Origin of the sequence: Pseudomonas trivialis (assembly GCF_001439805.1) — a bacterium.
GTDB classification, from domain to species: Bacteria; Pseudomonadota; Gammaproteobacteria; order Pseudomonadales; family Pseudomonadaceae; genus Aquipseudomonas; species Aquipseudomonas trivialis.
This window is the reverse complement of record NZ_JYLK01000007.1, coordinates 16,289-40,658: the sequence shown is the minus strand read 5'-3', so window position 1 is coordinate 40,658 and position 24,370 is coordinate 16,289. Positions and strand designations below refer to the sequence as shown.

Sequence of the window (24,370 nt, the reverse complement as noted above, 5' to 3'; positions counted from 1 at the left end):
GGCTGGCGCGAGTTCAGTTACGCATGCCCTGGAACAGCAGGGCAGTGATGCGGCGCACCTGACTGGAGTGGGATTCGATGTCCGGCGGGGTCTGGCTGACCAGGCGCAACAGCTGCAGGTGCGCGTAGTCGTTGAGCAGGAACGCCGCGAGGTCGACGTCCAAATCATCGCGCAGCTTGCCGGCCTGTTGCAGCTCGCGCAGCAGGCCACTGATTTGCCCGCGCAGTGCGTCGTTCATCGCGCGGTAGCCGGCGGGCAGTTCGCTTTCGCCGCCGAACAGGATCAACGGCAGCAGCTCGCGCCACAGGTTGGGGTGCATGACCTCGAGCGCATAGTTGGTGAGCAGTTTTTCCAGGTAGCAGAGCGCGTCCACCGGGTCGTCCATGGCCGGCATCAGGCGGCGCGTGTCATGCAGGGCGCGGCGGTCGGCCTCGTGCAGGATTTCCAGGATGATTTCCTGCTTGTTGCCGAAGTACTTGAACACCGTGGGCGCCGAGACGCCCGCCTGGTTGGCGATCTGTTCGATGGTGGTGTTCTGGTAACCCTGGCGTTCGAACAGTTCGATCGCCGCTGTACTGATGGCCTGGCGGCGTTCGAGCCGTTGCCGTTCACGCAGTCCGCTCACGCAAGATCCTTGTCGGGAAAAGAGCAGGGCAGTCGGCCCCGGCAGTGCTGTGAAAATACTTTACGGGGTAAAAACTTTAAAGCGCTCATTTTTTTGCGGATGCACTAGCCGATTTCGGCACAGCTTGTTCAAGGGCGTGCCAGGGGGAATGGAAATTGCCTGCGCTTGACCAAGCTTGCAGGCTCAACAGGAAACAATCGATGAACAATAATAATTCACGGGTAGCGCCGACGTGCCCTGCACCGAGCGACCCTTGCGCGCTGCAGCGCTATCGCACCCACGACATCGACCAGCACGCGCGCAACATGCACGGCTGGCAGGTGCGTTATGACCAGTTGACCCCGGGGCGCTTTGACGGCGAGCTGATCACGTTGCGAGCCGGCTGGATGCAACTGGTGCGCGACCGCGCCAACCAGTCGATGCTCAAAAGCGGCCGCGCGTGGAAAGGCGCGATCACCTTCAGCGTGCCGCTCAGCCCGAGCGGGCCGCTGTTTTGTGCCGGGCATCCGTTCCAGGAGCAGCACCTTCTGGTGGCCCACGGCGAGCATTTGCCGGATTTGCGCGTGCCCGCACAGCTCGACCTGCTGAGTGTCGCCGTCGACGCCCAGGCCCTGGAGAGCGTGTTGCAACGCCAGGGCGTGGGTATTCGAATTACCGATCTTCCCACCTGTTACCGTTTGGCCGCGACGTCGATGCAGGCGCAACTGGCGAGGCTGTTCGATGACCTGACCACGGCCGATCAAGGGCAGGGTAACCTGTTGCGCCACGAGGCCGTTCGCCACGGGATCCGCGACGCGGTGATGGTGCAGTTGCTTGAGCTGATCGCGCCGGATCAGGCTGCAGCGCTAAGCCCGACCGCGCGCAAACGCATGGTGGACCGCGCCAGGGAATACGCCTTGGGGCATCTGGATGAGCCGCTGTCGATCCTTGACCTGTGCAATCACATCGGCGCCAGTCGCCGCAAGCTTCAGTACTGTTTTCAGGAAACCCTGGGCATCAACCCGGTGGCCTATCTGCGCGCGCTGCGCCTCAATGCGGTGCGTCGCGAGCTGTGCGCGCACGCTGCCATCCATGGCGTTCAGCAGGTGGCGGCGCGCTGGGGGTTCTGGCACTTGAGCCGGTTTGCCAGCGATTACCGCACCCTGTTCGGCGAGTCGCCCTCGCAGACTCTGCACCGCCGCCAACTGTGCTGAAAACGGCTAACCCGCTGCGGCGCACGGTGACTAGGATGCCCCCACACCATGGGTCGGGAGGGGCATTCGATGAACAACAACAAGATAAGCATGCGCCGCATCAGAGGTTTCACCCTGGGGCTGCTGGCGCTGTGCGCCGGCGCCCAGGCCACGGAAAACGGCGCGCCGACCACGGCGGTCGGGGTCTACGACTTTGGCGCCGGGATGATGCCGCCCGCCACGGCGAACGGCACCCTGGGCCTGCGCACGGGGTTCTATAGCGCCAACGTGCAAAGGAACAGTCAGGGCCGGGCGGTGGACAATCATTTATCGCTCGACGTGCTGTCCATCGGTCTGGCTTACCTGCGCATGACGGACTACCAGCTGCTGGGCGCACAATACGGCTTCGGTGCGGTTGTCCCCTTCTTCAGGATGGATGCCTCGCTGCAGGTGCCTACGCCCGGCGGTCCGTTGCGGCTGTCGGCCGACCCGTTCCGGCTGGCCGATGCGCAGATCATTCCGCTGATTTTGCAGTGGAGCCTGTCGCCCAACCTGTTCGTCAATACCCAGTTGCAGATCCAGGCGCCGACCGGTGACTACGAGCGCAGCCGCCTGGTGTCGCCGGGGCTGAACCACTGGACATTTTCCCCGGCCGTCAACGCCACCTACATCAGCGACACAGGCTTTGAAGTGTCCTCGAGCTTTCAACTGGACATCAACACACGCAACCCCGACACCCATTACCGCAACGGCGTGGAGTACCGCCATGAATTCGCCGTGGGTCAGCACTTCGGGCCCTGGACGGCGGGCATCGGCGGTTATTACTACCGCCAGCTCAGCGATGACGATGCGCCTGACCTGACCCGTGGCAACCGCGCGCGGGTGATGGCCCTCGGTCCGGCGCTCAGCTACATCGCGCCGGGACTGCCGCCGCTGTGGCTGCACCTCTACAAGGAATTCGATGCACGCAACCGCGCCGAGGGCTACACCGTCGCCCTGCGTGTTTCCCACCGTTTCTGAGGGTCGGATCATGAGCGCTGTCAGTCCCGTTTCAACCGTTTTATCTGGCGACGTGCGCCAGGCCACTGGCCGCCGCGAAGGGCGGGTGCTGATCCTCGGCAGCAGCCTGACCATCATGGGCGCCGTGATGATCGCGCCCGTGCTGCCCAAGCTCGGCGCCGAGTTCGGCCCGGTCACCGCCCACGCCGATCTGCTGGTGCCGCTGGCCGTGACCGGGCCTGCGCTGGCCATTGCGGTATGCGCGCCGCTGGCCGGCTGGCTGGCCGACCGGGTCGGGCGCAAGGCCTTGCTGGTGGTCGCCACCGTGCTCTATGCGTTGCTGGGCGTGATGCCGGCCCTGCTCGGCGACCTGCACGCCATCGTCATCGTGCGCCTGCTGTTCGGTGCGGCGGAAGCGGCGGTGATGACCTGCTGTTCGGCCCTGATCGCCGATTACTGGCATGGCAGCGAACGGCTGCGCTACATCAATCGGCAGATGGTCATCATCGGCCTGGTGGGCGCGCTGTTCTTCATGCTCGGCGGTGCGCTGGGCGAATACTCCTGGCGCTTGCCGTTCCTGTTGTACCTGCTGCCGTTGCTGCTGGTGCCGGCGATGCTGAGCGTGCTGTGGGAACCGACCCGCGAGCGGCCGGGAGCGCAGGCGCCAGGCCCTGAACGGGTGGCGCTGGTGCCGGTGGTGCTGGGTTACCTGCTGATTTTCGGCGGCATGGTGCTGACCTTTATCGCGCCGGTGCAGGTGCCGGTTCTGTTGGTGCAAGTGGGTGTCACGTCCAGCACGCTGATCGGGCTTTGCGCCGGCCTGAGCCTGCTCGCCACCCTGGGCGGTTCCCTGGCCTGGCCGTTGATGCGGCGCACCTTGAAGGGCGCCGGGACCAACGCGGTGTTGCTGCTGCTGTTCGCGGCCGGGCTGTGGTTGCTCAACCATGCGCAGAGCTACCGCGAGGTGGCACTGGCCATGCTGATTCACGGCTTGGGCGCGGGCTTGCTGGTGCCGAACGTGATGGCGCCGGTGATGCAAGCCCTTACGCCGCGAACCCGTGGGCGCGGCCTCGGCGGGCTGACCGCGTGCATGTACCTGGGGCAGTTTGTCAGCCCTCTGGTGGTGGCGGCACTGGTGGCCTGGGTGGGCGATTTGCGCCACGCGCTGCAGTGGCTGGCGGTTGCCAGTGTGGTCGCGGCGATGCTGTGGGGCATGGCCGCCGTGGCGCGTCGGCGTTCAACGGTTTGAACGGCGTGCGGTTTTTTTCACTGAAATGATCGGGAGAGTGGCTATGCGTGATATTCAGCAGTTGATCGACGACGAAGACGCCATCGGCCTGGCCGCTTGGGTGCGGCGCGGCGAAGTGCAGCCGGTGGAGTTGGTGGAGGCGGTGATCGCGCGTCTGGAGCAGGTCGAGCCACAGCTCAACGCCGTCGCCGAGCGCCTGTACGAGCAGGCGCGGGAGGCCGCCCTGGGCGCCCATGCCGGGCAAGGGGTGTTTGCCGGTGTGCCGACGTTGATCAAGGATCTGTTCGCCCCGCTGACGGGTGCGGCCATGACCAATGGTTCATTCGCCCTGGGCGATGCCCGCGCGGACATGGATGCCGAGGTGGTGGCGCGCCTGCGTCGCGCCGGCTGCGTGTTCGTCGGCACCAGCACGGCGCCGGAGTTCGGCACCTCGTACTCCACCGAGTCGAACCGCTTTGGCGCCACCCGCAACCCCTGGAGTACTGGGCACAGCGCCGGCGGCTCGAGCGGCGGGGCGGCGGCGCTGGTAGCCGCGCGGGTAGTGCCGTTTGCCCATGGCAATGATGGCGGCGGTTCCCTGCGCGTGCCGGCTTCCTGTTGCGGCGTGTTCGGACTCAAGCCCAGCCGTGGCTTGCTGCCCTCGGGACCGATGGTGGGGGAAGGGTGGGCGGGCATGTCGACCCACCATTGCATCACCCTGTCGGTGCGCGACAGCGCGGGATTGCTCGATGCCACCGCCGGCATCGAGCTGGGCGCACCCTACGCCGCGCCGATGGCGGCGCAACCCTATGCGCTGGCCCTGCAACAGGCGCCACGACCGCTGCGCATTGCGCTGATCGAGCAGGTGGGGCCGTGGTCGACGTCCGCGCAAAGCCTGGAAGCGGTGCGCCAGGCCGCGCGCTTGTGCGAATCCCTGGGGCATCGGGTAACGCCTGCGCAGTTGCCGGTGGTGCTGCCGGAATTTCTCGACCAGGTGTTCACCATCATCGGCGCCAGCACCCGCAACTACGTGGACCTGCTCGGCCAACTGCGCGGCACGCCGGTGCAGCCTGGGGAACTCGAGGCGCGCACCCGCATCATTCTGCGTGACAAGGGTGCCGTCAGCGGCGCGCAGTACGCTGCGGCCGTGGAGTGGATCCATGCCTTCGGCCGGCAAATGGCATGGTTCATGCGCGACCATGACGTGATCCTCAGCCCGACCCTGGCCCGCGAGCCGGCGCCCATCGGCGAGCTGCACCTGCAGGACGACAGCCTGCGCCTCGACGAGCTGATCGAGCGCTTCCACAGCTACTCGCCGTTTACCGCCTTGTTCAATGCCAGCGGCCAACCGGCGATGTCGGTGCCGTTGCACTGGAGCGCGAACGGCCTGCCCATGGGCGCGCACTTTGCCGCGCGGTTTGGCGAGGACGCGACCTTGCTGGCGCTGGCAGCGCAACTGGAGCAGGCGCAGCCCTGGCGCCACAGGATTGCCCCGGTCAATGCCTGCGTCAGTGGGGGCTTTGCACCGGCGCGCTGACCCTGGCAGGCGGCCTGAGCCAGTACATTGGCGGCGACACCACGCCGTTGCGCCTGGCGATCATCATCGCGATTATCGTGATCACCTTGTCGCCTCGACGGCCAGCGGCTTGCAGCGTGGGATTGTGATGCTGTCGTCGTTCAACACCTGGATCATGCTGGCCCTGGGGCTGTTCGTGCTGGTGTGCGGGCCGACCCTCTACCTGTTCAGCCTTGGCGTCGAATCGCTGGGCGTCTACCTCGACACGTACTTCAGTCGTAGCCTGTTCTCCGGGGCCGCCAGCGGTGACAGCTGGCCGCAGAGCTGGACGGTGTTCTACTGGTCGGTCTGGTTTGCCTGGGCGCCGGTGAGCGCGCTGTTTCTGGGCTAGATCGAGCGCGGCTACACCGTGCGCGAATTCATCCATATCAACATGCTTTACGCGGCGCTGTTCACGGCGCTGTGGATCTGTATTTTTTCCGGCACCAGCCTCTACTTCGATGTGCTGTGTGGGGATCGACGTATCGAATGGAGGGAGCCGCTGTTGAGTCCTCGTTATTCGTGCCAACCTACAACTTTGCCAACGCCCCACAGCAGAAACGCGAACCCTAAAAGCCCTATGACACTCCATTGCATGACTGCCAGTTTTCGCTTGAGTGGTGCCGGGAAGGTTCTCAAGTCTTCCGCGCTTAGCAGGCCTCTTTTAAGTAGACCGTTTGGGAAGGTCACGATTCCAGAAAGCCCACCCACCAGCAACAGCTTGCCCCAAGGGCCGCCATGTCGGAGCGGCGCCCTGGCCCTTACTGCAGGGCAGTTATGCAGGTGATCCAACATCAAATCTATTTGGGTATAGGCGGTGTGAAGTGCAAATCCAATCCAGGCAACTGTACCCAGCACGATGCCACCGGACAGATAACCAAAAAGTATTTCAGTAAAGGTCATTTGGTGTTCTCGTAGATAACTTCACCGAACTTCTCGCCTGCGGCGCCTATAGCGACCCCTCCAGCAACAGATCCCGCGCCAACCACAACAATGCCGCATGCCAACGTTGCACCCCCTAAAGTCGGCACGCCAAGCGCGAGACACAAGGCGCTGACCAGGGAGCCTGTTAGAAGCGCACCTGCCGCTGCGCCGCCGGCAACTGAGCCGATATAACTGCCGGCTTCGGTGTATTTGACCTTTTCACACGCTTCCTCATCGCCTGCTGAACAGACATTTTTGACCTTCATGGTGGATGCCCCTGCGCCTAACGCCATGCCGACCCAGCCGCCGTATTTGATCGCTTTGGCGGCTCTCGATATCCCTTTGATGTGGGTTGCATACCCGGGTATCTGCCCAGGCGCCCCTGCTTGTGTCCAACGGTGCACAAGGCTTCGGCTTGAAATCCCGAGTGCGGATTTCAGGGTGGGATGATCGTGCAGGCCGATCCCTTTGCGCACAAGGGAGGTCAGGTGGGTATCGAGTTGAGCAAGGAGGCGTTTGCGTTCACTGAAGAACTCGGGTGATCGTAAGTGTCCATCTTTGAGAAACGCTCTGTGGTGTAGCGCCTCAATTTCTCGGAGAGTATTTTTAAGGTCATCTAGATTCCTGGCAAAAATGGCCTCGCCCACACCAATGGCAGTTGAACCCAAGGCCAAGAAGCTTTGGATTTCCTCGCGATGGCGTTGCATGGAGTCTGCTTCATCGGCAGTGAGAGGCTCCAGAGCGTCATTGGTCTGAGCTGCCGCTTGCATCAAAATGCTTTCTTCACGAGAGCATGAAAGTTGTGCGGATCGCTGAGCACGACTATTGAACCGGCCTTCACTTCGCCTCGATCAGGATTGAGCGCCTTAAACTTGCTCATCACCGCCGGGTCACGCACAGGACTTCGGCTTTCGTAGGTGGCCTGATAAATCGAAGGAATCAACTGAGCCCGACAGGGGCAACCGCTGATACTGTCCAGTGTTCCAGCAACGAGTCTGCCATGGCTGTTGATATACGGAATGCCGCCAATAATGTTGTAGATGTTTCCGTCTTTTCCGCAACTTACTCGATCACCTTCACGCGCATGAAGGACGCCAAATATATTGACTCTGTTATCACCCTCCAGTACCTCCCCGCCGCAGGTAGTCTTATCACCCTGGCCAATGAAATGTCTTTCCCTCATTGTTTGTTCTCTCTTCTATGTTGGTCGAGATAAATAGCACCTCAACCTTCAAATGATCGGATACTAACGCGCGTTCGTTGCGGGTCTGGCTGCCTTGCGTTGCTAAGCGGTAAATGGCGACAGAAGGGTGGGCGTCTATGTAATCCTGCTGTTGCTTAACTGTTGCAAGTGCCTGTTCGTTGAACGTGGAAAGTTGCTGCTCTGTAAAGGATGAGTTGTCGTGAATGCGGAGATATTCCGGGAAACGTCGTTGGTATACAACGGGGATGCTGCTGTATTCATGTTTAATATCCTGATCCATGGTTTTTGTGTGTGGTTTTCCTCTTATTTGCTTGATCGAAAAGATATGTCTTGTGCCTATCAACCAGCGACAACAAATAAGCGAGTGGTTACCACCTCGCTACCCTGAATATGTGGATATTGAAAGTAAAGTCGGACGTTTCCGATAAGCTCGGTGTAAACGTCTGAGGAGCTAGTAGTGTCAGTAGATGAAAAGCAAGAGTTATCTCGTACTACGATTCGGCATGCGCGATGCCCCCCACGCACAGTGAACTTATCGGGGATTAAGCGCTGCGGCTGCAGTGCTCGGTTGCCCCAGGCATAGATAGACAATCACCGCCGTCAGCAACGTGAACAGCGCCAACACCTGCAACAACGTATTGAACCCTGCGCTGTAGGCCGAACGCAGCACCGCCAGCGCACTCAACACGGCGCCGAGAAAGCGCGGGTAGCGAAACAGCCGCAGCCCCAGCTGGGCTGTTGCGTGAGCTCGACCGCGAGTCCGCCGAGCTACGCCGTCGCGGCGCTGGCTCCCTCTGGCTGGCGGGTTTGCTGCCGGCCGCCTGCAAATGGCCTTGCCCCACGCCTTGCCCTGCCAGGGGCGCTTGCACCTGATGCAACCCCTGCATCGCAACCCCCCGGCGGCGCGCAGTTTTTAGCAGTGGCTGCGCACGGCGCGACAGGCGCCAGTGTCAGGTTTGCGATAACAGCCAGATTGATGCTGCTGAGCGCCGGTCTCTGTGATGTGTATGTAAGGTTATTCTCGCTTTCATATATAAAAGTTTGTTTTTGGTGTGTGAATATAAGTTGTGTTTTCGTATGAAATATTTGCTTAACGTGCGCCTCTTTTATGTGGATTTAAATCAAGTGTAGTCTGTGCTCGCATTAAGGTTTTTAGCGTTATTAACTGCAAAGGTGATTGCCATGAGTATCAGCTCTTCTACATCGGGGTCTATTTCTTCCTCGACGGTTTTCAGTTCGCAAGTTTCGCAAACTGGAAGCAACACGGCCTCTCAAACTACCACAGCAGCTCCTGTAAAGGCACAGGACCGGGATGGCAATGGTTATATAGATATAGAGGTGGATTACGACGGAGGCCCTGGAAGGCATTTTTCCAGTCTTGGCAATCAGGGTTATAAGCCGCTGAACAATGCGCAGCGGGGAGAGTTAGAGGCCCAGATGAGCGACATGAGCGCCGACTTTAAAGTCAGATTTCATAAGAAAGGCACTTATGCAACGCCTGATGCGGAGGTGAAATATGGAACATTCAAGAAAAATGACAAGCGAAACAATCTGATCGTAGGCTACCCGTCAATCCTGCCGAATACAGCGACCGAAGTCTACATTCGAAGCAATCCCGGTAATCCCAAGGATGAACCCCTTTTAGCGCCTAACGGGGTTAACAGGGGAGGGAATTTGTTGGCTCGCGCATTGCTGTATTCTCTTGGCGTCCCCGCGCGTACACCTGAGGCCGGTGAGCCTCACTCCAAAGGGTACAGTGTTCACAGTAATCGTTCAGAAACGCTTACAGGTCAGGATTATAAAAATCACTCTATATCTCGCCCGCAGATTGATGATTTCGACAGGCTGTCTGCTAAATACACCTCCAATACAGAAGGGGATCAAATTTATCGTCTCGCAAGCCTGGGACGAGGATTAAATCCGGCCACTATGACAATAGGTGACACGGGCGGGCATGATACGCTTGATGCCGCAGGGGACACCCATGATCAAATGATCGACCTGCATCCTGGCGCGCGCTCCAGCGTAGGCGGATTCAAGGGGAATGTGACACTTTCGTCACAGACGCTCATTGAGGATGTCAATACGGGCTTGGGAACCAATACGGTAATGCCCAACGCCTCTATTAATACGGTTACGTTAGGGCCAGGCAGTAATACGGTGGCCTATAATCATGATTGGGATTCCACGCCGCATGCGCTCGATACAATCGTCGGATTTAAGTCGGGGATAGATAAGTTGGACCTCTCTGATCTTCCTAGACCGACAGGGATGGACATGTACCTCGAAGGCCGTTTCCCCCTTGCGGATATTATTACGGTGGATGGCGCGAGCTACGTTAGACGATGGAACACTCGTGGATCAGCGACGCATCGAGGCAATCCAGACTTCATGGTGCGTGTTGACGGGATTCAGGACCGTGATGTGTTAGTTACGAAAAGTCACACCCTTGGTTAATCCATTATGTTGCTGGATTAATGGGCTTTAAGTAGCGGGATGCCCCTTTTGTCCACAAAGGGGGCTATCTGTTACGGGCTCAAGCATCAATTAAGATGCAGCATTCGAACTCGCGTCACTTCACAGGTTGCGGCTATGTCGGTAATCGCTGACCGCTTCGTACACGGCTTTGCGCAGCCGATTGATGCCGCCGATGGGGCGGTGTGCTTCCACGCCGAACCACGGGTTGAACGACTGGTTGTCGCACGCCAGATTCAACGCCGGGGTGTCGAAATCCTGCGCGGGAATCCGCACGTTGGCCACGGTCTCGTAGGGCGCGTCGCTTTCCTTCCACTCGATGCTGGTGTCCTCGATCGGCATGAATTTTTGCGGGTTCTGCCGCTGGATTTGCAGCACGAAGCAGGCCGCCACGCGGTCGGTGGACAACTGCTGGTTGAGGGCGCTGCGCAGGAAGTTCGGCAGGTCCTCGTTCTGCTTGGGCAGCGTGTATTGCGGGCAACTGTGCGGGTCGGGCGCCACACGGAATTTGGCATTGGCCGCGCCGAATTTATACGGTGAAACGGAGAAGTAAGTGGTCTGCGTGGGGCTGGCCGGCGCGGGAGCCAGGGTCGCCAAGGCGATGAACAGGTGGCGCACCTGCCAACTGCGCGGGTCGAGGCTGGGGAAGAACGCCTGGACTTTTTTACCGTCGGCCTGGGCGCCGATGTTCTGCGCGTATTCGGCCACGTCACTGACGAAGAAGTTCGGATGGCTGAACATCACGAAGTCCTGCTCCGTGCGCGCCTGCTGATCGGCCATCAACTGCTTGCCCGGAACGTCCAACAACTTGAGTGCCATGCCCCGGGCATCGCGGATGCTGTCGAACTGCGGGTAGGCGTTGCCGTTGGACAGGCGCATCGTCGCTTGCCAGGTTTTGCCGGGTTCGGCAAATACGCCCTGGCGCAAGGCCGGGTCAAGGTCGGCCAGCACGCTGACTTCGGCCTTCACGCAGCCGTGGGCCTTGGCATGGGCGTCGCGCAGGTAGCGCGTGCCTTCGCGGTGCTGGTCGACGATGCGCACGGCGGTCTGGATGATGCCCTGGGTCATCGCCGCCTCGCCGGGCGGGATCTGCTCGTTCGGTGACACCGGGCCGCTGTGCTGCCAGGCGTACCAGGCGGTCGCCGCCAGCCAGCCCAGCAGTCCCAGTCCCACCAGGCACAGCAGGCTTTTGCCGAGCAAGGCGCCCAGGCGCAGCCAGAGGCGGGCGAGCAGTGAACGTTCATTGTGTTGCGATCGGATAATCATGGCAGTTGTTGCTCCAGCGGGCCGCCCAGCACTTTCAGGTATTCCAGCAGCGCCCAGCGTTCCTGCGGCAGCAGGCCACGGCCGATAACGCCGTCGCCACGCTTGCCGTCACGAAATTCGTGGCCGCTGTTGTGGTTGCCGGTGATGTTGGTATCGAACAGGAAGGCATTTTTGAATGCGCCGGTTTCAAACCCGAGATGGCGCGGGTCGTAGGCGAAGGTGCCTTTATAGAAGGTGACGCTGCGCTCGTCCTGGGGCGAGAGCAGTTGGTAGAGCGTGGGCACCGAGCCGTTGTGCAGGAACGGCGGGGTGGCCCACACACCGGCCAGTGGCCGCGCCTTGTAGGCACGCAGTTCGCGCACGCCGATGGGTTGATCGAAACCGTCCAGGTTCGGGCGCTCGGCCGGGGTGACGCCGGCGGCACGGTAGGCGTGATCCTCGACGTAGGCGGTGACGTAGGCCAGGCCCTTGGCCACCGACAGGCTTTTCAGGTCCAGCGGTTCGCTTTGCTTGGGGTGCAGTTGCACATTGAGTGCGGCCAGTTCTGCGGTGTCCCATTTCAGCGCGCTGAGGTCGTAGCGCTGATCGGCGATGTTAGTGGCGGCGGTGGGGTCGGTGCCGATGTAATCGACGGTGAGCATTGGCAGGTGCTGCACCGCCCGGCCCGGTTCCTGGGTGACGGTGGGCACGTGGCAGGCGGCGCAGTTTTCGGCAAAGAGCGCGCGGCCGTGGGCGGCGAGCGGCTTGTCGATGGCGCCGAACAGGTCCTGCGGCCAGGTGGGCGGCTTGAGGCGTTGCAGGGTTTCTTCGATCAGGTGCAGGTCGCGCACGCGTACGCTGGACGGGTAGCGGGCCTGGCCCTGCAGTGGTTGGCCGGCGCTGTCGAAAAAGTCCAGGGTCGCACCCACGCCCAGCGCTTCGCCGATATTGCGTGCCATGGGTTGTTGGGCCGAGCCGTTCCATTGCACCCAGTCGAAGGTCCAGATGTCCCACAGTTGCGGGTAGTCCACAGGTGCGTTGGCAATGCGATAATTGTCCGGGGAAATCGCATCGCCAAAGCTGGCGTTGGCGATGCGGCCGAACGCATCGGTACGGCCGGGACCTTCCTGGGTGGGGTAGAGGCCGCGATGGGTGTCGTTCCAGGCGACCGTGATGAAGCGGTTGAGAGACTGTTTGAAGGCCTCGCGCAGTTGGCGGTGCTCGGCTTCATAACGATCCCCCAGCACCTGGCGGGCGAAGCGTTCGAATTTCCACGGGTTGTAATAGGTGGCCGCCAGGCTTGCCACCAGGGCCTGGCCGAAACTGCCGCCGCGCAGGGTCGGCACGCTGGAGGGCAATACGTGCTGGGCCGAGCCGCCGTCGATGCGCAGGGCCTGGCCTTTGAAATGCAGCTCGCCGGTGTGGCAGGCGGCGCAGGTGATGTCCAGGTATTCAATGTTGCTGTCGGCGTTTTTATGGCGGGCGAAACCGACCGGCAGGTTGCCGGGATTCTGCGCGGTGGGCCCTTGTTTGGGATCCACCAGAAAGCCGAAGCGCGCCAGGTACTCGGGGGCGGCAAAGCGCTGTTCGGAGAACGGCAGTTCGAGGGCGGTGAACCAGTCGTAATGCAGGCCCTTGACCTGGGTGCCCTGGGGCGTGAAGTAGTAGGTCTGGCGGTCGGCGGCGCTCCATTGGTCCTGATAGCGCACCTGCTCCACGGGCACGTAATCGGGCAGCCTGGGGTTGACGATGTAGTAGAGCACCACGGCCAGGAGCAGGCCCAGGGCGATAAGAAGCAGAAGTAATGCACGGGAGAAAATGCGCAAGAGGGCTATCCTTGTCTCGGTCTTGTCGAACGGTAGCGCTGTTATGCCACTACGCCACAAGTGCGGCAAGTGGCCATGAATGCGCGTCAGGGCGCTTCGCGATCCGTCGCGGGCCTGCATCATGAATGAAAATGCTTTTAAACACGTGAACTTATCAGGCGATTCCCGCTCACATGCCGGTAGCCATTGGTCGTGGCCGGCTGATAAGCTCGCGACTTTATTCAAATGCCCTATTGGCGCATGAACAAGGAAATAGCATGAAACAGCATCGGTTGGCGGCGGCGGTGGCCCTGGTTGGCCTGGTACTTGCGGGTTGTGATTCGCAGACCAGCGTAGAGCTGAAAACCCCGGCGCAGAAAGCTTCCTACGGCATCGGCCTGAACATGGGCAAGAGTCTCGCCCAGGAAGGCATGGATGACCTGGATTCCAAAGCCGTAGCCCAGGGCATCGAAGATGCCGTCGGCAAGAAAGAACAGAAGCTGAAGGACGACGAACTGGTTGAAGCGTTTGCCGCTTTGCAAAAGCGTGCTGAAGAACGCATGACCAAAATGAGCGAAGAGTCGGCAACCGCCGGCAAGAAATTCCTCGAAGAGAACGCCAAGAAAGACGGCGTGGTTACCACCGCTTCCGGCCTGCAGTACAAGATCGTGAAGAAGGCCGACGGCCCTCAGCCCAAGCCGACCGACGTGGTGACTGTGCACTACACCGGCAAGCTCACCAACGGCACCACCTTTGACAGCTCCGTGGATCGCGGCAGCCCGATTGACCTGCCGGTCAGCGGCGTGATCCCGGGTTGGGTCGAAGGCCTGCAACTGATGCACGTTGGCGAGAAGGTTGAGCTGTACATCCCGTCCGATCTGGCCTACGGCGCCCAGAGCCCGAGCCCGGCCATTCCGGCCAACTCGGTGCTGGTATTCGACCTTGAGCTGCTGGGTATCAAGGACCCGGCCAAGGCTGAAGCGCCTGCCGCACCTGCTGCACCTGCCGCCAAGAAGTAATCGGCGTCTGAATACACAACGCCCCGTTTCGACGGGGCGTTGTTGTTTCTGCCGGTTGGAAAATGGCGCCGCCGTAAATCCGATCGAACCCGGGCCTTGACGCACAGTCACACGTAAGACCGGAGCATGGCTAACGGCACATCACCACCAAGTCAATGAAATATTGGGTTTTTTTATGTGCGCAAAAAACGCCCGATCTAACTGCAAGCCTTGCAGGACGTGGCTTTGAGCTGCGAAAAGAGGCTCTGTTCACAAGGTTATCCACAATTTGTGTGGATAACCTTTCATGCGCATGGAACTGGAGTGACACATGAGACCACCGTTCAACTTCACCCGTTTCCTGCCTATCGCCGCGCGGCTGCTCGGCCGGGGCCGTTTACCAACGCTGTTGTTCGCCGTCGCCGCCAAGGGCTCAAGCCAGGGCAATCGCCTGGGCAAGCTCAAGGATGACCTGAAGCTGCTGCAGGGCCTGTGCCTGGCGTACTGGCGCGGCGAATACCGCGCAATCAGCCCCAAGGCCTTGATCTCGGTAGTGGCGGGGCTGATGTATTTCCTCAGCCCGATTGATGCGATACCGGACTTTATCCCGATGTTCGGCATGCTTGATGACATTGCCGTGCTGGCGTGGGTCATGAAGACCCTGGACGGCGAACTGAGCGCCTTTCGCGCGTGGCGTGACGCCCAGCGTCCGGAAAAGCTCGCGGTGGTTGAGCGGCTTCCGGCGAGCGCTGCGCTGCTGGCCCGGGAGCAGCCGCAAAAAAACGCTTGAGGCGGTGATCCCCCGGCGACCTTTACGGCTGTTAGGATTACACTCCCGGGGAAGGCACTTAAGGAAAGTGCTTACCTGGTAAGTGTTGTTATCCTACGGGGCAGTCATGGATATTCAGATAATTTCACGCAATGGCGAGCCCGAATACGCGGTCTTGCCTTGGGATCAGTACCAGGCGCTGGTAAAAGCCGCCGGTTTGCAGCAACCCACGCCAGCGCCCACTTCGTCCACTCTCCAGGCCGCCCCCGCACAGGACCTGCGTCCGCTTGCCGACCTGCGCGGCCTGCGTGAAGCCAAGGGGCTGGCCATTGAAGCCCTGGCGCGCACCGTGGGCATCAGCCCGTCATACCTCGGTTTGATCGAAAGCGGCGAGCGCCAGCCCGATGCCGCTATCCGCCGCAGCCTTGCCTGGGAATTGGGCGTTGCCGGCTGGAGGGATGAGTCGTGAGCCTGCGTATCAGCCGTCAACACTGGGACGGGTTGCTCAACGAACTCGACCAGGCACGCCGCCAGCGCCACCTGCTCACGTACCGCGCGCTGCTTGAACGTCTGCAATTTCCCTCGCCGGCCATGCAGACCCTGGCCGCCGCTCTGGAGCATTTGGCTGCTCTGGACGCCAAGGCCGATCAACCATTGCGCAGTTCCCTGGTGATCAGTCAAGGCGCCAGCCGTCTGCCGCGTACCGGTTTTTTTGAATGTGCCGAGCGCCTTGGGCGTTTCAGCGGGCCCTCCGATGGCGTGGCCGCTGCCTCCTGGCATGCGTCGGAAGTGGTGCGGGTGTTCGAATATCAGTACCCGCAATCCGCCGAGGCCTGAGGCGGCTGCGCCAGCGCATCCAGGCTGTTGATGACATGGATGCTGTAACCGGCCATGTCCTTGGCGTGATGTTTGGCCTGGGACGCAAGTTCCGCCAACCGGCTTGCATCCAGTTGCGCACAGGCCTGCGGGTGTAAGTGCACCACCCCGATGGACAGCGACAACAGCGCAAATTCCTGACGCACGCCCTGGCGGTTGAGGGCCACGAAGCAGCCCGCATCAAGGTGTTCGGCGCGATAAAAGCGCCGACACTGGGTGTGGAAGTCATCCAGCAGTTGATTGAGCCGCTTGCGCCAGTCCTGCGGGCCCAGCACCAGCAAGAAGTCATCGCCGCCGATATGCCCGACGAAATCACGGCTGGGGTCGACCCGGTCGTTGAGGCATTGCGCAAGGCACAGCAACACTTCATCCCCGCGTCCATAACCGTAGATATCGTTGAATGGCTTGAAGCTGTCGATATCCACGTAGCAGATCACCGATTCACGCTGCTGATGCAGCAACCGCGTCAGGCATTGCTGGATCGGCACGTTGCCGGGCAGCAAGGTCAGCGGGTTGGCATGACGCGCCTGCTGGATTTTCAACTCGGTGATCAGCTTGAGCACATCGATCACCCGACCCAGGCCCAGGTAGTCGCCGTTCAGGGTGATGATGAAGTCTTCTTCGATGCGTTGCCGCGCGCGGCTGGTAAGCAAGCGGCTGACCTGCTGCAAGGACTGGCTTAGTTCCACCGCCAGAAAATCCGCGCTCATCAGCCGGCTGATCGGCTTGCGTGCGAACAGGTCGGTGGCAAATGGCTTGAGCAGCGCATCCGACAACGAATGGCGGTGCACGATGCCAATCGGTTGGCCCAGGCCATTGAGCACGGCCAGGGAATTCAGGTTGGCCTGGCGGCGAAAGGCCTCCAGCACCTTCGCGGTCGCGGTGTCCTGATGCACGGCCGGCTGCTCGTTGAGCAGTGCGCTGAGGTCGCCGGCCTCTTCACTGAGGGCGACGTTGGCAGTGTCCGGCTTGGGCAGCATCAGACGGGCTTCCTGCGGCGGATATTCCTGCGGCCTGCAGAGCAAGTAGCCCTGCACCAGGTCGACGCCCATTTCCGTCAGCACCGCCAACTCCTCCGGCAGTTCAATGCCCTCGGCAATCACCTGGGCACGGGACGCCCTCGCGATTTGCAATATCGAGCCGACAAACTCCCGCTTGAGCGCATCCTGATGAATGCCGTCGATAAAGTGCCGGTCGATCTTCACGTAGTCCGGGCGCAGTTCCGACCACAGACGCAGGCTGGAATAGCCGGCGCCGAGGTCGTCGAGCGCAATGGCAAAACCCATGTCGCGATAATGATGCAGGGCCTTCTGCAGCAGGTCGAAATCGTCGGTGGGCGTCTGCTCGGTGAGTTCGATCACCACCTGGCTTGGCGGGATACCGAATTCGCGCAGCAGTTGCAGGGTGCGCCCTGGCTGATGGGCCGTCTCCATCAGCGAGTGCGGGGAGATATTCAGGAACAGCTTGCCCGGCAGCTTCTGCTCGCTGAAGCGCCGACAGGCACTTGAGCGGCAGGCCATTTCCAGTTCACTGAGGCGTCCGGCCTGGCCGGCCACGGCGAAGAGGGCGACGGGGGAGTGCAGGGTGCTGTTGGACGGGCCACGGCTCAAGGCTTCATAGCCGATGATCCGTCGTTCGGAGAGGCAGACAATCGGTTGGAACAAGCTGTGCAAACTGCCTTGAGCCAGGATGGCGCCCAGTGCATTCAGCTGTTCGGTCATGGTCATGGCGATCTCGGTCGAAAAAAAAGGACCGCATGCGGTGAGCATGCAGTCCTTCATTTCACGACAGAATGATGTCTATATGATGACAATCCGAGGAGCGATCACCTTAAATCACCATCCTTTACTGCTTGGCCACCTGTTTGCTGATCTTCAGGTAATCCAGCAGGATCCGGCCTGTTTCGGCCAGGTAAGCGTCGTCTTCCGGCTTGGTTTTTTCCGCCTCGGTCGGCAGCGCGTCTTCGTCCTCTTTCTTCAGTTCCTTGAGCGGGTCTTCGCCCTTGGCCTTGCGGCGCACGTTCTCCAGGGCCAGTTGCTGGTTCTCGATGTCGGCGTGCTGCTTGCGTCGGTCCACTTCATTGAGGCTGACGGTTTTCTCTTCCATCAGCTTCTTGGCCAGGGCCAGCTTGTCGCGGATGAACACGAACTCGGCATCCTTGGCGGAGCGGGTGTCGTGGTCAGCCTTCAACTGCGCCAGGAACGGTTTGAACGGGTCCGACGCCGGCTTGATCGCAGGACGGATGGTGTCCCACGGCATGGCTTCGGGCAGGGCGCTTTCGCCGATTTCCTTGGTGTCGATGATCGACGGGAAATCAATGTCCGGCAGTACGCCCTGATGCTGGGTGCTCTGCCCGGAAACCCGGTAGAACTTGGCCAGGGTCAGCTTCAGCTCGCCATGGTTGAGCGGCTGGATGGTCTGTACGGTGCCTTTGCCGAAGGTTTGGCCGCCGACGATCAACGCACGGTGATAGTCCTGCATGGCGCCGGCGAAAATCTCCGAGGCCGAGGCCGAGAGGCGGTTGACCAGCAGCGCCATCGGGCCTTTGTAGAAGGCGCCCGGGTTTTCGTCTTCCAGTACATCGACGCGGCCGTCGGCATTGCGCACCAGCACGGTTGGACCCTTGTCGATGAACAGACTGGTCAGCTCGGTGGCTTCCTGCAGCGAACCGCCGCCGTTGTTGCGCAGGTCGATGACCACGCCGTCGACTTTTTCTTTCTGCAGTTCGGTGAGGATTTTCTTCACGTCACGGGTGGTGGACTTATAGTCCGGGTCACCGGCACGGAACGCCTTGAAGTCGAGGTAGAAGGCCGGGATTTCAATCACGCCCAGCTTGTAGTCCTTGCCATCCTGCTTGAGGTTGAGGACTTTCTTCTGCACGGCCTGATCTTCGAGCTTCACCGCTTCACGGGTGATGGACACGATCTTGCTGGTCTGGTCGTTCGGTGCGTTGGTGTGCGGAATCACTTCCAGGCGCACGACGCTGCCTTTGGGACCGCGGATCAGTTTGACCACTTCGTCAAGACGCCAGCCGACCACGTCGACCATCTCCTTGTCAGCCTGGGCCACGCCGATGATCTTGTCCGCCGGAGCGACCTGCTTGGTCTTGTCCGCCGGACCTGCCGGCACCAGACGCACGATCTTGACCTGGTCATTGTCGCTTTGCAGGACGGCACCGATGCCTTCCAGCGACAGACTCATGTTGATATCGAAATTTTCCGCGTTATCCGGCGACAGATAATTGGTGTGCGGGTCGTAGGACATCGCGAAGGTGTTGATGTAAGCCTGGAAGATATCTTCGGCACGGGTCTGGTCCAGACGTGCCAACTGATTCTTGTAGCGCTTGGTCAGCAGCTCTTGAATGGCCTTGGGCTCTTTGCCGGCGATCTTCAGGCGCAGCACTTCGTCCTTGACGCGTTTGCGCCAGAGGTCGTCCAGAGCAGCGGTGCTGGTCAGCCAAGGGGCGTCCTTGCGGTCCACCAGAAGGGTTTCCTTCTGGGTGAAGTCGAGTTTGTCGACGCCCTTGTTCAGCTCACCGAGGGCGAAATCCAGACGCGCTTTGACGCGGTCCAGGTAGCGCTTGTAGATGGTGAAACCGGGCTGCAGGTCGCCGCTCTTGAGGAAGTCGTCGAACTGCGTCTTCCACTTGTCGAACTCAGCGATATCGCTGGCCAGGAAGTAGCTGCGCGACGGATCCAGCAGCTTGAGGTAGCTGTCGTAGATGATCACCGAGCGAGCGTCGTCCAGCGGCGGCTTGCTGTAGTGATGACGCTTGAGCAACTCGACGACGTTAAGGCTGGCAATCACCTCATCGCGATCAGGCTGAAGGTTGTCCCAGCGGTTGGCTGCGAACGTATTGGTCGACATCGACGCGAGGCCGAGACCAATGAAAAGAGCGAGGGCGGTGCTGGGGAACAGATGCTTCATGCTGATTCGACGCGGGGGCAATTGATAACGCATATTAGGCCGTCTTTGAGGGAGCCGGTTCCATATGGTCCGGTCGCATAATGCAAAAAGCCCGGCGCTACTGCTACGGGCTCAGTCCGGACTCACTATGGAGGCACTGTGAGAGCATTGCAAGGCGTTGACGGTGATGTGGGGGCCTGGAACAACCCGGTCCTACACCCTGTGTAGGCCCGATCGACTAACGCCCGCCCTGTTACCGGATTGAAATGCCGTCACTGTGGGAGGGGGCTTGCTCCCGATTGCGGTATGTCAGTGAAGATTTTTTCATCTGGTACAGCGCAATCGGGAGCAAGCCCCCTCCCACCGTTGATCAATGTCAGACCCAGTGATGGATCGGCCAGCCGGCCTGTTCGGCGTGAGCACGCAACACTGGGTCGGGGTTCACCACCTGTGGGTGATCGACCTTCAGTAGCAGCGGCAGGTCATTGCGCGAGTCCGAATAGAAGTACGCGCCCTCCAGCGTCTCACCGGTGTGTTCGAGCCATTGCATCAAACGCGTGATCTTGCCTTCGCGATAGGTCAACACCCCCACGGTCTGGCCGCTGTACACGCCATGGCTCACGTCCAGGTCAATCCCCAGCACTTCATCAATGCCAATACGCGCCGCAATCGGCGTGACCAGGTGCGTGCCCGATGCGGAAATTACCAGGATGCGGTCGCCGTTCGCACGGTGGCGGGCGATGGTTTTGGTCGCGTCGCTGTAGATCAACGGCTCGATCACGTCCTCGACCCAGGGTTCGACCAGGTGTTCGATTTCTGCCGGCGTCCGCCCGATCATCGGCTCCAGGCTGAAGTCCATGAAGTCTTCCATGCGTAACTCGCCACGGCTGTAGGCGTCCATCAGCTCGGTGTTCCTGTGCATGAACGACTCGGGGTCGACCCAGCCCAGGCGGCCCATCTGCTCGCTCCACAAGGTGGCGCAGTCACCGTGGATCAGGGTGTCGTCCAGATCAAAAATTACCAATGCCATCCGTAATGCTCTCTCTTTCGTCAGTCAGTGCCGGTCAGGCTACTTCACACAGTGCGGCAGGGTCGATGGAAAGTGCCAGGCGCTGACCGTCCGGGTAGAGGTCTTGCGCAGAGCGGTTGAGCACGTCCACCACCAGCTCCACGCCGCGGGCTTCGATGCGGTAGCGGATCACGTTGCCCAGCAGGCTGTGGCTGCGCACCAGCGCGTCGAGTTCGCCGCTGCGGCTCAGTTCGATGGCTTCGGGGCGTATCGCGATGCGCCCGTGGATCGGCCGCTGCAACAGCTGGCTGGCTTTGCCGGCGTCGAGCAGGTTGTAGTTGCCGATGAAGCCGGCGGCAAAGGCATCCACCGGGGCGGTGTAGAGGGTCTCGGCGTCGCCGCTCTGCACAATTTTGCCCTGGTTCATCAGGAAGATGCGGTCGGACATGGTCAGCGCTTCCTCCTGGTCGTGGGTCACGAAAATCGTGGTCAGCCCGAGTTCGCGCTGGATCTGGCGGATCTGTTCGCGCAGGTGCTTGCGAATCCGCGCATCCAGCGCTGACAGCGGTTCGTCCAGCAGCAACAGGCGCGGGCGGGTGACCAGAGAGCGGGCCAGCGCGACGCGCTGACACTGGCCGCCGGACAGCTGGTGCGGGTAGCGCCCGGCGAAATCGCGCAGTTCCACCAGTTGCAGCACGTCCTGCACGCGCCGGTGACTGTCGTCGGCGTTGACCTTCTGCATGCGCAGGCCAAAGGCGACGTTCTGTTCCACGGTCATGTTGGGGAACAGCGCATAGCTCTGGAACACCATGCCGATGTGGCGTTTCTGCGGGCTCAACGGGACGATGTCCTGGCCGTCCAGCAGGATTTTTCCACTGTCCACCGAGGTCAGGCCGGCGATACAGCGCAGTAGCGTGGACTTGCCGCAGCCCGACGGGCCGAGCAGGGTGACAAATTCACCCTTGGCGATATCGCAGTTGATATCGCTGAACACCGACGTACCGGAATAGCCCTTTTGCAGATGTTGGACGCTGACGAAGCTCATTGGCTTTTGTCCTTGTTCAAGATATTGGCGGCCCAGGTCAGCACCAGCACAAAGAAAAAGTAGGAAATGACGATGGCGCTGGTGAAGTGGCCGCTGCTGTTGCGCATGTTGTTCAGGTACACCTGCAGGGTCTCGTATTGAGTGCCCACGAGGATATTGGCGAACACGAACTCGCCAAACAGAAACGAGAACGACAGCAGCAGCGCCACCATCAGGCCTTTGCGCAGGTTGGGCAGCACCACCAGGATCGCGGCCTGCCAGGTGCTGGCGCCGAGCAGTTGCGAGGCGTCCATCAGGTCGCGCAGGTTGATGGCCTGCAGGTTGTTGGTGATCGCGCGGTACATGAACGGCAGCGCCACGGTGAAGTAGCAACCGATCAGAATCCACGGCGTGCCCACCATCGCCAGCGGCCCGGAGCCATAGAGTTGCAACAGCCCCACCGACGACACCACTGGCGGCACCGCGAAGGGCAGCAGGATGAGAATGTTCATCAGCGCATCGAGCCGTGGGAAGTGGTAGTGCACCACAAACAGCAGCGGCAGAATCAGCACCACCGACAGCACCAGCGCGCCCACGCATACCAGCAGCGACTGCCCGAAGGCCATCAGAAAGCGCGGGTCACTCCACAGTTGCACATACCATTTCACGGTAAAACCGGCGGGCAGAATGGTCGCCGACCAACTGCTGGCAATGGAGTAAACAAAGGTACCGATCAGCGGCAGCACCAGGATCGCAAACAGCAGGTACACCACTGCGCGGTGGTAGAGGGAGGCCGGGCCAGCTTCAGCGCGAGACATGGTAGCTCCTCTTGAGCAGCAGTTGATGAACCGCCGTGACCACGGTCATCAGCGCCACCAGCACCACGGCCAGGGCACTGGCCATGTTCGGGTCGAGCGAAACATCACCGGACACCAGGCCCGCGATGCGGATGGGCAGCACGTTGAAGTTGCCGGTGGTCAGCGCGTAGACCGTGGCGTACGCACCGAGGGCGTTGGCCAGCAGGATCACGAACGTGCCCAGTAGCGCAGGCGTGAGCACTGGCAGGCCGATATGCCGCCAGAACTGCCAGCCGTTGGCCCCCAGCAGCGCGGCCGATTCACGCCAGTCTTCGCGCAATGCATCGAAGGCCGGGTACAGCAGCAGCACGCCCAGCGGAATCTGGAAATAGGTGTAGAGGATGATCAGGCCGGTTTTGGAATAGAGGTTGAAGTCCTGAATGATCCCGGCCTGCTTGAGCATGATGGTGATGCTGCCGTTGAAACCGAGCAGGATGATGAACGCGAAGGCCAGGGGCACGCCGGCGAAGTTGCTGGTCATGTTGGTGAAGGCGGTGACGAAGTTGCGCAGCGGCGAGTCCACCCGGCGCAACGAGTAGCTGCCCAGGGTGGCGATGAGGATGCCGAACACGCTGGAGTAGAAGCTGATTTCCAGGCTGAGCTGGATCGCTTGCAGGTAAAACTTCGAGCTGAAGATACGGGTGAAATTTTCCAGGCTCCAGCCGGTGTCTTCGGTTTGCACGCTATTGATGAGTACCCACACCAGCGGGGCGATTTCGAACACCATGAAGAACAGGGCGAAGGGCACCAGGCAGAGCAGGGCCAGCCATTTGCCGCGGGTCATTGAGTTCACGCGAGCAACTCCCGGCAGACCGGTTTGTCATGGGCCACGCCGAGCAGTTCGCAGATCGTGCCGCACAGCTCGGTCTGCTTTGGCGCCGCGTCAGGGTTGAGGCTGAAGGCGTTGCCGAGGACAAACAGCGGCACTTCGCGCTCTTCCGGCAGCAGACCGTTGTGGGAGCGGTCGTTGTTCATGCCGTGATCGGCGGTGACCAGCACCTGGTGGCCCGCGTCGAGCCAGCCTTGCAGGTAGTCGGCCAGGATAATGTCGGCCGAGCGTGCGCTGTTGCGGTATTGCGCGGTATCGAGGCCGTGCTTGTGGCCGGCGTCGTCGATGTTCATCGGGTGTATCAGCAGAAAGTCCGGTGCATGCTTGAGCCGCAGGCTCTCGGCGTCGGCAAACAGGTGGGAATCGGGGTAGTGGTCATTCCAGTAGAAATGCCCGTGCTGGATCGTCAGCGTCTCGTCGTCCGTGTGGCGGTCGCGGGCGGCGAGGAAGGGCGTGCGGTTATACAGCTCGCTGATCCAGTGATAAGCCGCCGCTGCCGTGGTCAGGCCGGCATCGGTGGCGTAGTGGAAAATGCTGCGCTGGTTGGACAGGCGTGCAACCTGATTGTGCACGATGCCGCTCTGGATCGGCGGCACACCGGTGAGGATGCATTCATACAGCGGGCGGGACAGGGCGGGCAGTTCACATTCCACTGTGTAGAGGGCTGCGCGTCCTGCGCCGACATAGGCCTGCAAGTGTCCCATGGCATGTCTCGCAACCTCGAAGTTCAGGCCGTCGAGCACGACAAGGATGACAGTGTGCTTCATGGGGGCTGGCGCTCCGCGACAGAGGGTTGACTCGATACTGGCTGTAGAACCGGACTCAGTGTGGGAGGGAGCAGGCCCCCTCCCACAGACACCGGTTTCGGGC

The 24,370-nt window shown here is 61.0% G+C and carries 25 protein-coding genes; 10 read left to right on the top strand and 15 right to left on the bottom strand.

The window, feature by feature from the left end; translation table 11 throughout:
- Positions 1–13 precede the first annotated feature (13 nt).
- On the bottom strand, positions 14–625 hold the full coding sequence (locus TU79_RS12360) for a TetR/AcrR family transcriptional regulator (RefSeq protein WP_057008241.1): 612 nt from the start codon (positions 623–625) through the stop codon (positions 14–16).
- Between the two features lie 200 nt (positions 626–825).
- Here TU79_RS12360 and TU79_RS12355 point away from each other — a divergent pair, with 200 nt between their 5' ends.
- The 5 genes from TU79_RS12355 to TU79_RS26585 all read left to right on the top strand — a co-directional run bounded on the left by TU79_RS12355 (position 826) and on the right by TU79_RS26585 (position 5,931).
- Positions 826–1,818 carry a helix-turn-helix domain-containing protein gene (locus TU79_RS12355; RefSeq protein WP_057008240.1) on the top strand — a complete coding sequence of 331 codons (993 nt, stop codon included), beginning with the start codon at positions 826–828 and terminating at the stop codon, positions 1,816–1,818.
- 69 nt (positions 1,819–1,887) lie between these two features.
- Positions 1,888–2,817 (top strand): SphA family protein, encoded by a 930-nt coding sequence (locus tag TU79_RS12350; RefSeq protein ID WP_057008239.1) that lies wholly within the window; start codon positions 1,888–1,890, stop codon positions 2,815–2,817.
- A 10-nt stretch (positions 2,818–2,827) separates the two neighbouring features.
- Positions 2,828–4,045: an MFS transporter gene (locus TU79_RS12345; RefSeq protein ID WP_057008238.1), complete on the top strand. Its 1,218-nt coding sequence runs from the start codon at positions 2,828–2,830 to the stop codon at positions 4,043–4,045.
- Between the two features lie 43 nt (positions 4,046–4,088).
- Positions 4,089–5,561, top strand: a complete 1,473-nt coding sequence (locus tag TU79_RS12340) for an amidase (protein ID WP_057008237.1) — start codon at positions 4,089–4,091, stop codon at positions 5,559–5,561.
- A 109-nt stretch (positions 5,562–5,670) separates the two neighbouring features.
- Positions 5,671–5,931, top strand: coding sequence for a BCCT family transporter (locus tag TU79_RS26585; protein ID WP_331716167.1), 261 nt, complete (start codon positions 5,671–5,673; stop codon positions 5,929–5,931).
- A gap of 164 nt (positions 5,932–6,095) precedes the next feature.
- On the opposite strand, the gene TU79_RS12330 is transcribed toward TU79_RS26585, so the two are convergent.
- The 5 genes from TU79_RS12330 to TU79_RS26045 all read right to left on the bottom strand — a co-directional run bounded on the left by TU79_RS12330 (position 6,096) and on the right by TU79_RS26045 (position 8,392).
- Positions 6,096–6,482 carry a hypothetical protein gene (locus tag TU79_RS12330; protein ID WP_057008235.1) on the bottom strand — a complete coding sequence of 129 codons (387 nt, stop codon included), beginning with the start codon at positions 6,480–6,482 and terminating at the stop codon, positions 6,096–6,098.
- A complete protein-coding gene (locus TU79_RS12325) occupies positions 6,479–7,273 on the bottom strand; it encodes a hypothetical protein (RefSeq protein ID WP_331716168.1) in 795 nt (264 codons plus the stop codon). The genes TU79_RS12330 and TU79_RS12325 overlap by 4 nt, the downstream gene beginning before the upstream one ends.
- Positions 7,273–7,686: a PAAR domain-containing protein gene (locus tag TU79_RS26800; RefSeq protein ID WP_331716169.1), complete on the bottom strand. Its 414-nt coding sequence runs from the start codon at positions 7,684–7,686 to the stop codon at positions 7,273–7,275. The genes TU79_RS12325 and TU79_RS26800 overlap by 1 nt, the downstream gene beginning before the upstream one ends.
- The gene (locus TU79_RS26050; protein ID WP_139136774.1) at positions 7,655–7,987 is read right to left on the bottom strand and encodes a hypothetical protein; all 333 of its coding nucleotides are present in this window, start codon (positions 7,985–7,987) and stop codon (positions 7,655–7,657) included. The genes TU79_RS26800 and TU79_RS26050 overlap by 32 nt, the downstream gene beginning before the upstream one ends.
- Positions 7,988–8,239: 252 nt before the next feature.
- Positions 8,240–8,392 carry a hypothetical protein gene (locus tag TU79_RS26045; RefSeq protein WP_156418194.1) on the bottom strand — a complete coding sequence of 51 codons (153 nt, stop codon included), beginning with the start codon at positions 8,390–8,392 and terminating at the stop codon, positions 8,240–8,242.
- Between the two features lie 497 nt (positions 8,393–8,889).
- Here TU79_RS26045 and TU79_RS25275 point away from each other — a divergent pair, with 497 nt between their 5' ends.
- A complete protein-coding gene (locus TU79_RS25275) occupies positions 8,890–10,164 on the top strand; it encodes a M10 family metallopeptidase C-terminal domain-containing protein (RefSeq protein ID WP_082638479.1) in 1,275 nt (424 codons plus the stop codon).
- 120 nt (positions 10,165–10,284) lie between these two features.
- On the opposite strand, the gene TU79_RS12315 is transcribed toward TU79_RS25275, so the two are convergent.
- Positions 10,285–11,448: a catalase family protein gene (locus TU79_RS12315; protein ID WP_057008233.1), complete on the bottom strand. Its 1,164-nt coding sequence runs from the start codon at positions 11,446–11,448 to the stop codon at positions 10,285–10,287.
- Complete coding sequence (locus TU79_RS12310; RefSeq protein WP_057008232.1) at positions 11,445–13,253, bottom strand: di-heme-cytochrome C peroxidase; 1,809 nt, start codon at positions 13,251–13,253, stop codon at positions 11,445–11,447. The genes TU79_RS12315 and TU79_RS12310 overlap by 4 nt, the downstream gene beginning before the upstream one ends.
- Before the next feature lie 257 nt (positions 13,254–13,510).
- Here TU79_RS12310 and bamJ point away from each other — a divergent pair, with 257 nt between their 5' ends.
- The 4 genes from bamJ to TU79_RS12290 all read left to right on the top strand — a co-directional run bounded on the left by bamJ (position 13,511) and on the right by TU79_RS12290 (position 15,836).
- Positions 13,511–14,251 (top strand): BamJ family beta-barrel-assembly machinery protein, encoded by a 741-nt coding sequence (bamJ, locus tag TU79_RS12305; RefSeq protein WP_057008231.1) that lies wholly within the window; start codon positions 13,511–13,513, stop codon positions 14,249–14,251.
- A 310-nt stretch (positions 14,252–14,561) separates the two neighbouring features.
- Positions 14,562–15,020, top strand: coding sequence for a YkvA family protein (locus TU79_RS12300; RefSeq protein ID WP_057008230.1), 459 nt, complete (start codon positions 14,562–14,564; stop codon positions 15,018–15,020).
- Between the two features lie 106 nt (positions 15,021–15,126).
- On the top strand, positions 15,127–15,468 hold the full coding sequence (locus tag TU79_RS12295) for a helix-turn-helix domain-containing protein (protein WP_057008229.1): 342 nt from the start codon (positions 15,127–15,129) through the stop codon (positions 15,466–15,468).
- Positions 15,465–15,836 carry a hypothetical protein gene (locus TU79_RS12290; RefSeq protein WP_003231891.1) on the top strand — a complete coding sequence of 124 codons (372 nt, stop codon included), beginning with the start codon at positions 15,465–15,467 and terminating at the stop codon, positions 15,834–15,836. Before TU79_RS12295 ends, TU79_RS12290 begins: the two co-directional genes overlap by 4 nt.
- Here the strand turns inward: TU79_RS12290 and TU79_RS12285 are convergent.
- The 7 genes from TU79_RS12285 to TU79_RS12255 form a co-directional block, all read right to left on the bottom strand.
- A complete protein-coding gene (locus TU79_RS12285) occupies positions 15,809–17,602 on the bottom strand; it encodes a bifunctional diguanylate cyclase/phosphodiesterase (RefSeq protein ID WP_057008438.1) in 1,794 nt (597 codons plus the stop codon). The genes TU79_RS12290 and TU79_RS12285 overlap by 28 nt on opposite strands.
- A gap of 118 nt (positions 17,603–17,720) precedes the next feature.
- Positions 17,721–19,802 carry a carboxy terminal-processing peptidase gene (locus tag TU79_RS12280; RefSeq protein ID WP_173670271.1) on the bottom strand — a complete coding sequence of 694 codons (2,082 nt, stop codon included), beginning with the start codon at positions 19,800–19,802 and terminating at the stop codon, positions 17,721–17,723.
- 355 nt (positions 19,803–20,157) lie between these two features.
- Positions 20,158–20,811, bottom strand: coding sequence for an HAD family hydrolase (locus TU79_RS12275; protein ID WP_057008227.1), 654 nt, complete (start codon positions 20,809–20,811; stop codon positions 20,158–20,160).
- Between the two features lie 34 nt (positions 20,812–20,845).
- Positions 20,846–21,835, bottom strand: a complete 990-nt coding sequence (locus TU79_RS12270) for an ABC transporter ATP-binding protein (protein WP_057008226.1) — start codon at positions 21,833–21,835, stop codon at positions 20,846–20,848.
- Positions 21,832–22,632, bottom strand: coding sequence for an ABC transporter permease (locus TU79_RS12265; protein WP_057008225.1), 801 nt, complete (start codon positions 22,630–22,632; stop codon positions 21,832–21,834). The genes TU79_RS12270 and TU79_RS12265 overlap by 4 nt, the downstream gene beginning before the upstream one ends.
- Positions 22,619–23,455, bottom strand: coding sequence for an ABC transporter permease (locus tag TU79_RS12260; RefSeq protein ID WP_162276092.1), 837 nt, complete (start codon positions 23,453–23,455; stop codon positions 22,619–22,621). The genes TU79_RS12265 and TU79_RS12260 overlap by 14 nt, the downstream gene beginning before the upstream one ends.
- Before the next feature lie 5 nt (positions 23,456–23,460).
- Positions 23,461–24,267, bottom strand: coding sequence for an alkaline phosphatase family protein (locus TU79_RS12255; RefSeq protein WP_057008223.1), 807 nt, complete (start codon positions 24,265–24,267; stop codon positions 23,461–23,463).
- Between the last annotated feature and the right edge of the window lie 103 nt (positions 24,268–24,370).

What these genes read in the sequence shown, in the direction of transcription:
- TU79_RS12350 (WP_057008239.1), top strand. Translation starts at nt 1,888, where the DNA reads ATGAACAACAACAAGATAAGCATGCGCCGCATCAGAGGTTTCACCCTG.
- TU79_RS26050 (WP_139136774.1), bottom strand. Translation starts at nt 7,987, where the DNA reads ATGGATCAGGATATTAAACATGAATACAGCAGCATCCCCGTTGTATAC.
- TU79_RS12270 (WP_057008226.1), bottom strand. Translation starts at nt 21,835, where the DNA reads ATGAGCTTCGTCAGCGTCCAACATCTGCAAAAGGGCTATTCCGGTACG.
- TU79_RS12300 (WP_057008230.1), top strand. Translation starts at nt 14,562, where the DNA reads ATGAGACCACCGTTCAACTTCACCCGTTTCCTGCCTATCGCCGCGCGG.
- TU79_RS12340 (WP_057008237.1), top strand. Translation starts at nt 4,089, where the DNA reads ATGCGTGATATTCAGCAGTTGATCGACGACGAAGACGCCATCGGCCTG.
- TU79_RS12295 (WP_057008229.1), top strand. Translation starts at nt 15,127, where the DNA reads ATGGATATTCAGATAATTTCACGCAATGGCGAGCCCGAATACGCGGTC.
- TU79_RS25275 (WP_082638479.1), top strand. Translation starts at nt 8,890, where the DNA reads ATGAGTATCAGCTCTTCTACATCGGGGTCTATTTCTTCCTCGACGGTT.
- TU79_RS12255 (WP_057008223.1), bottom strand. Translation starts at nt 24,267, where the DNA reads ATGAAGCACACTGTCATCCTTGTCGTGCTCGACGGCCTGAACTTCGAG.
- TU79_RS12315 (WP_057008233.1), bottom strand. Translation starts at nt 11,448, where the DNA reads ATGATTATCCGATCGCAACACAATGAACGTTCACTGCTCGCCCGCCTC.
- TU79_RS12345 (WP_057008238.1), top strand. Translation starts at nt 2,828, where the DNA reads ATGAGCGCTGTCAGTCCCGTTTCAACCGTTTTATCTGGCGACGTGCGC.
- TU79_RS12325 (WP_331716168.1), bottom strand. Translation starts at nt 7,273, where the DNA reads ATGCAAGCGGCAGCTCAGACCAATGACGCTCTGGAGCCTCTCACTGCC.
- TU79_RS12265 (WP_057008225.1), bottom strand. Translation starts at nt 22,632, where the DNA reads ATGTCTCGCGCTGAAGCTGGCCCGGCCTCCCTCTACCACCGCGCAGTG.
- TU79_RS12275 (WP_057008227.1), bottom strand. Translation starts at nt 20,811, where the DNA reads ATGGCATTGGTAATTTTTGATCTGGACGACACCCTGATCCACGGTGAC.
- TU79_RS12330 (WP_057008235.1), bottom strand. Translation starts at nt 6,482, where the DNA reads ATGACCTTTACTGAAATACTTTTTGGTTATCTGTCCGGTGGCATCGTG.
- TU79_RS12260 (WP_162276092.1), bottom strand. Translation starts at nt 23,455, where the DNA reads ATGACCCGCGGCAAATGGCTGGCCCTGCTCTGCCTGGTGCCCTTCGCC.
- TU79_RS26800 (WP_331716169.1), bottom strand. Translation starts at nt 7,686, where the DNA reads ATGAGGGAAAGACATTTCATTGGCCAGGGTGATAAGACTACCTGCGGC.
- TU79_RS12285 (WP_057008438.1), bottom strand. Translation starts at nt 17,602, where the DNA reads ATGACCATGACCGAACAGCTGAATGCACTGGGCGCCATCCTGGCTCAA.
- TU79_RS12280 (WP_173670271.1), bottom strand. Translation starts at nt 19,802, where the DNA reads ATGAAGCATCTGTTCCCCAGCACCGCCCTCGCTCTTTTCATTGGTCTC.
- bamJ (WP_057008231.1), top strand. Translation starts at nt 13,511, where the DNA reads ATGAAACAGCATCGGTTGGCGGCGGCGGTGGCCCTGGTTGGCCTGGTA.
- TU79_RS12355 (WP_057008240.1), top strand. Translation starts at nt 826, where the DNA reads ATGAACAATAATAATTCACGGGTAGCGCCGACGTGCCCTGCACCGAGC.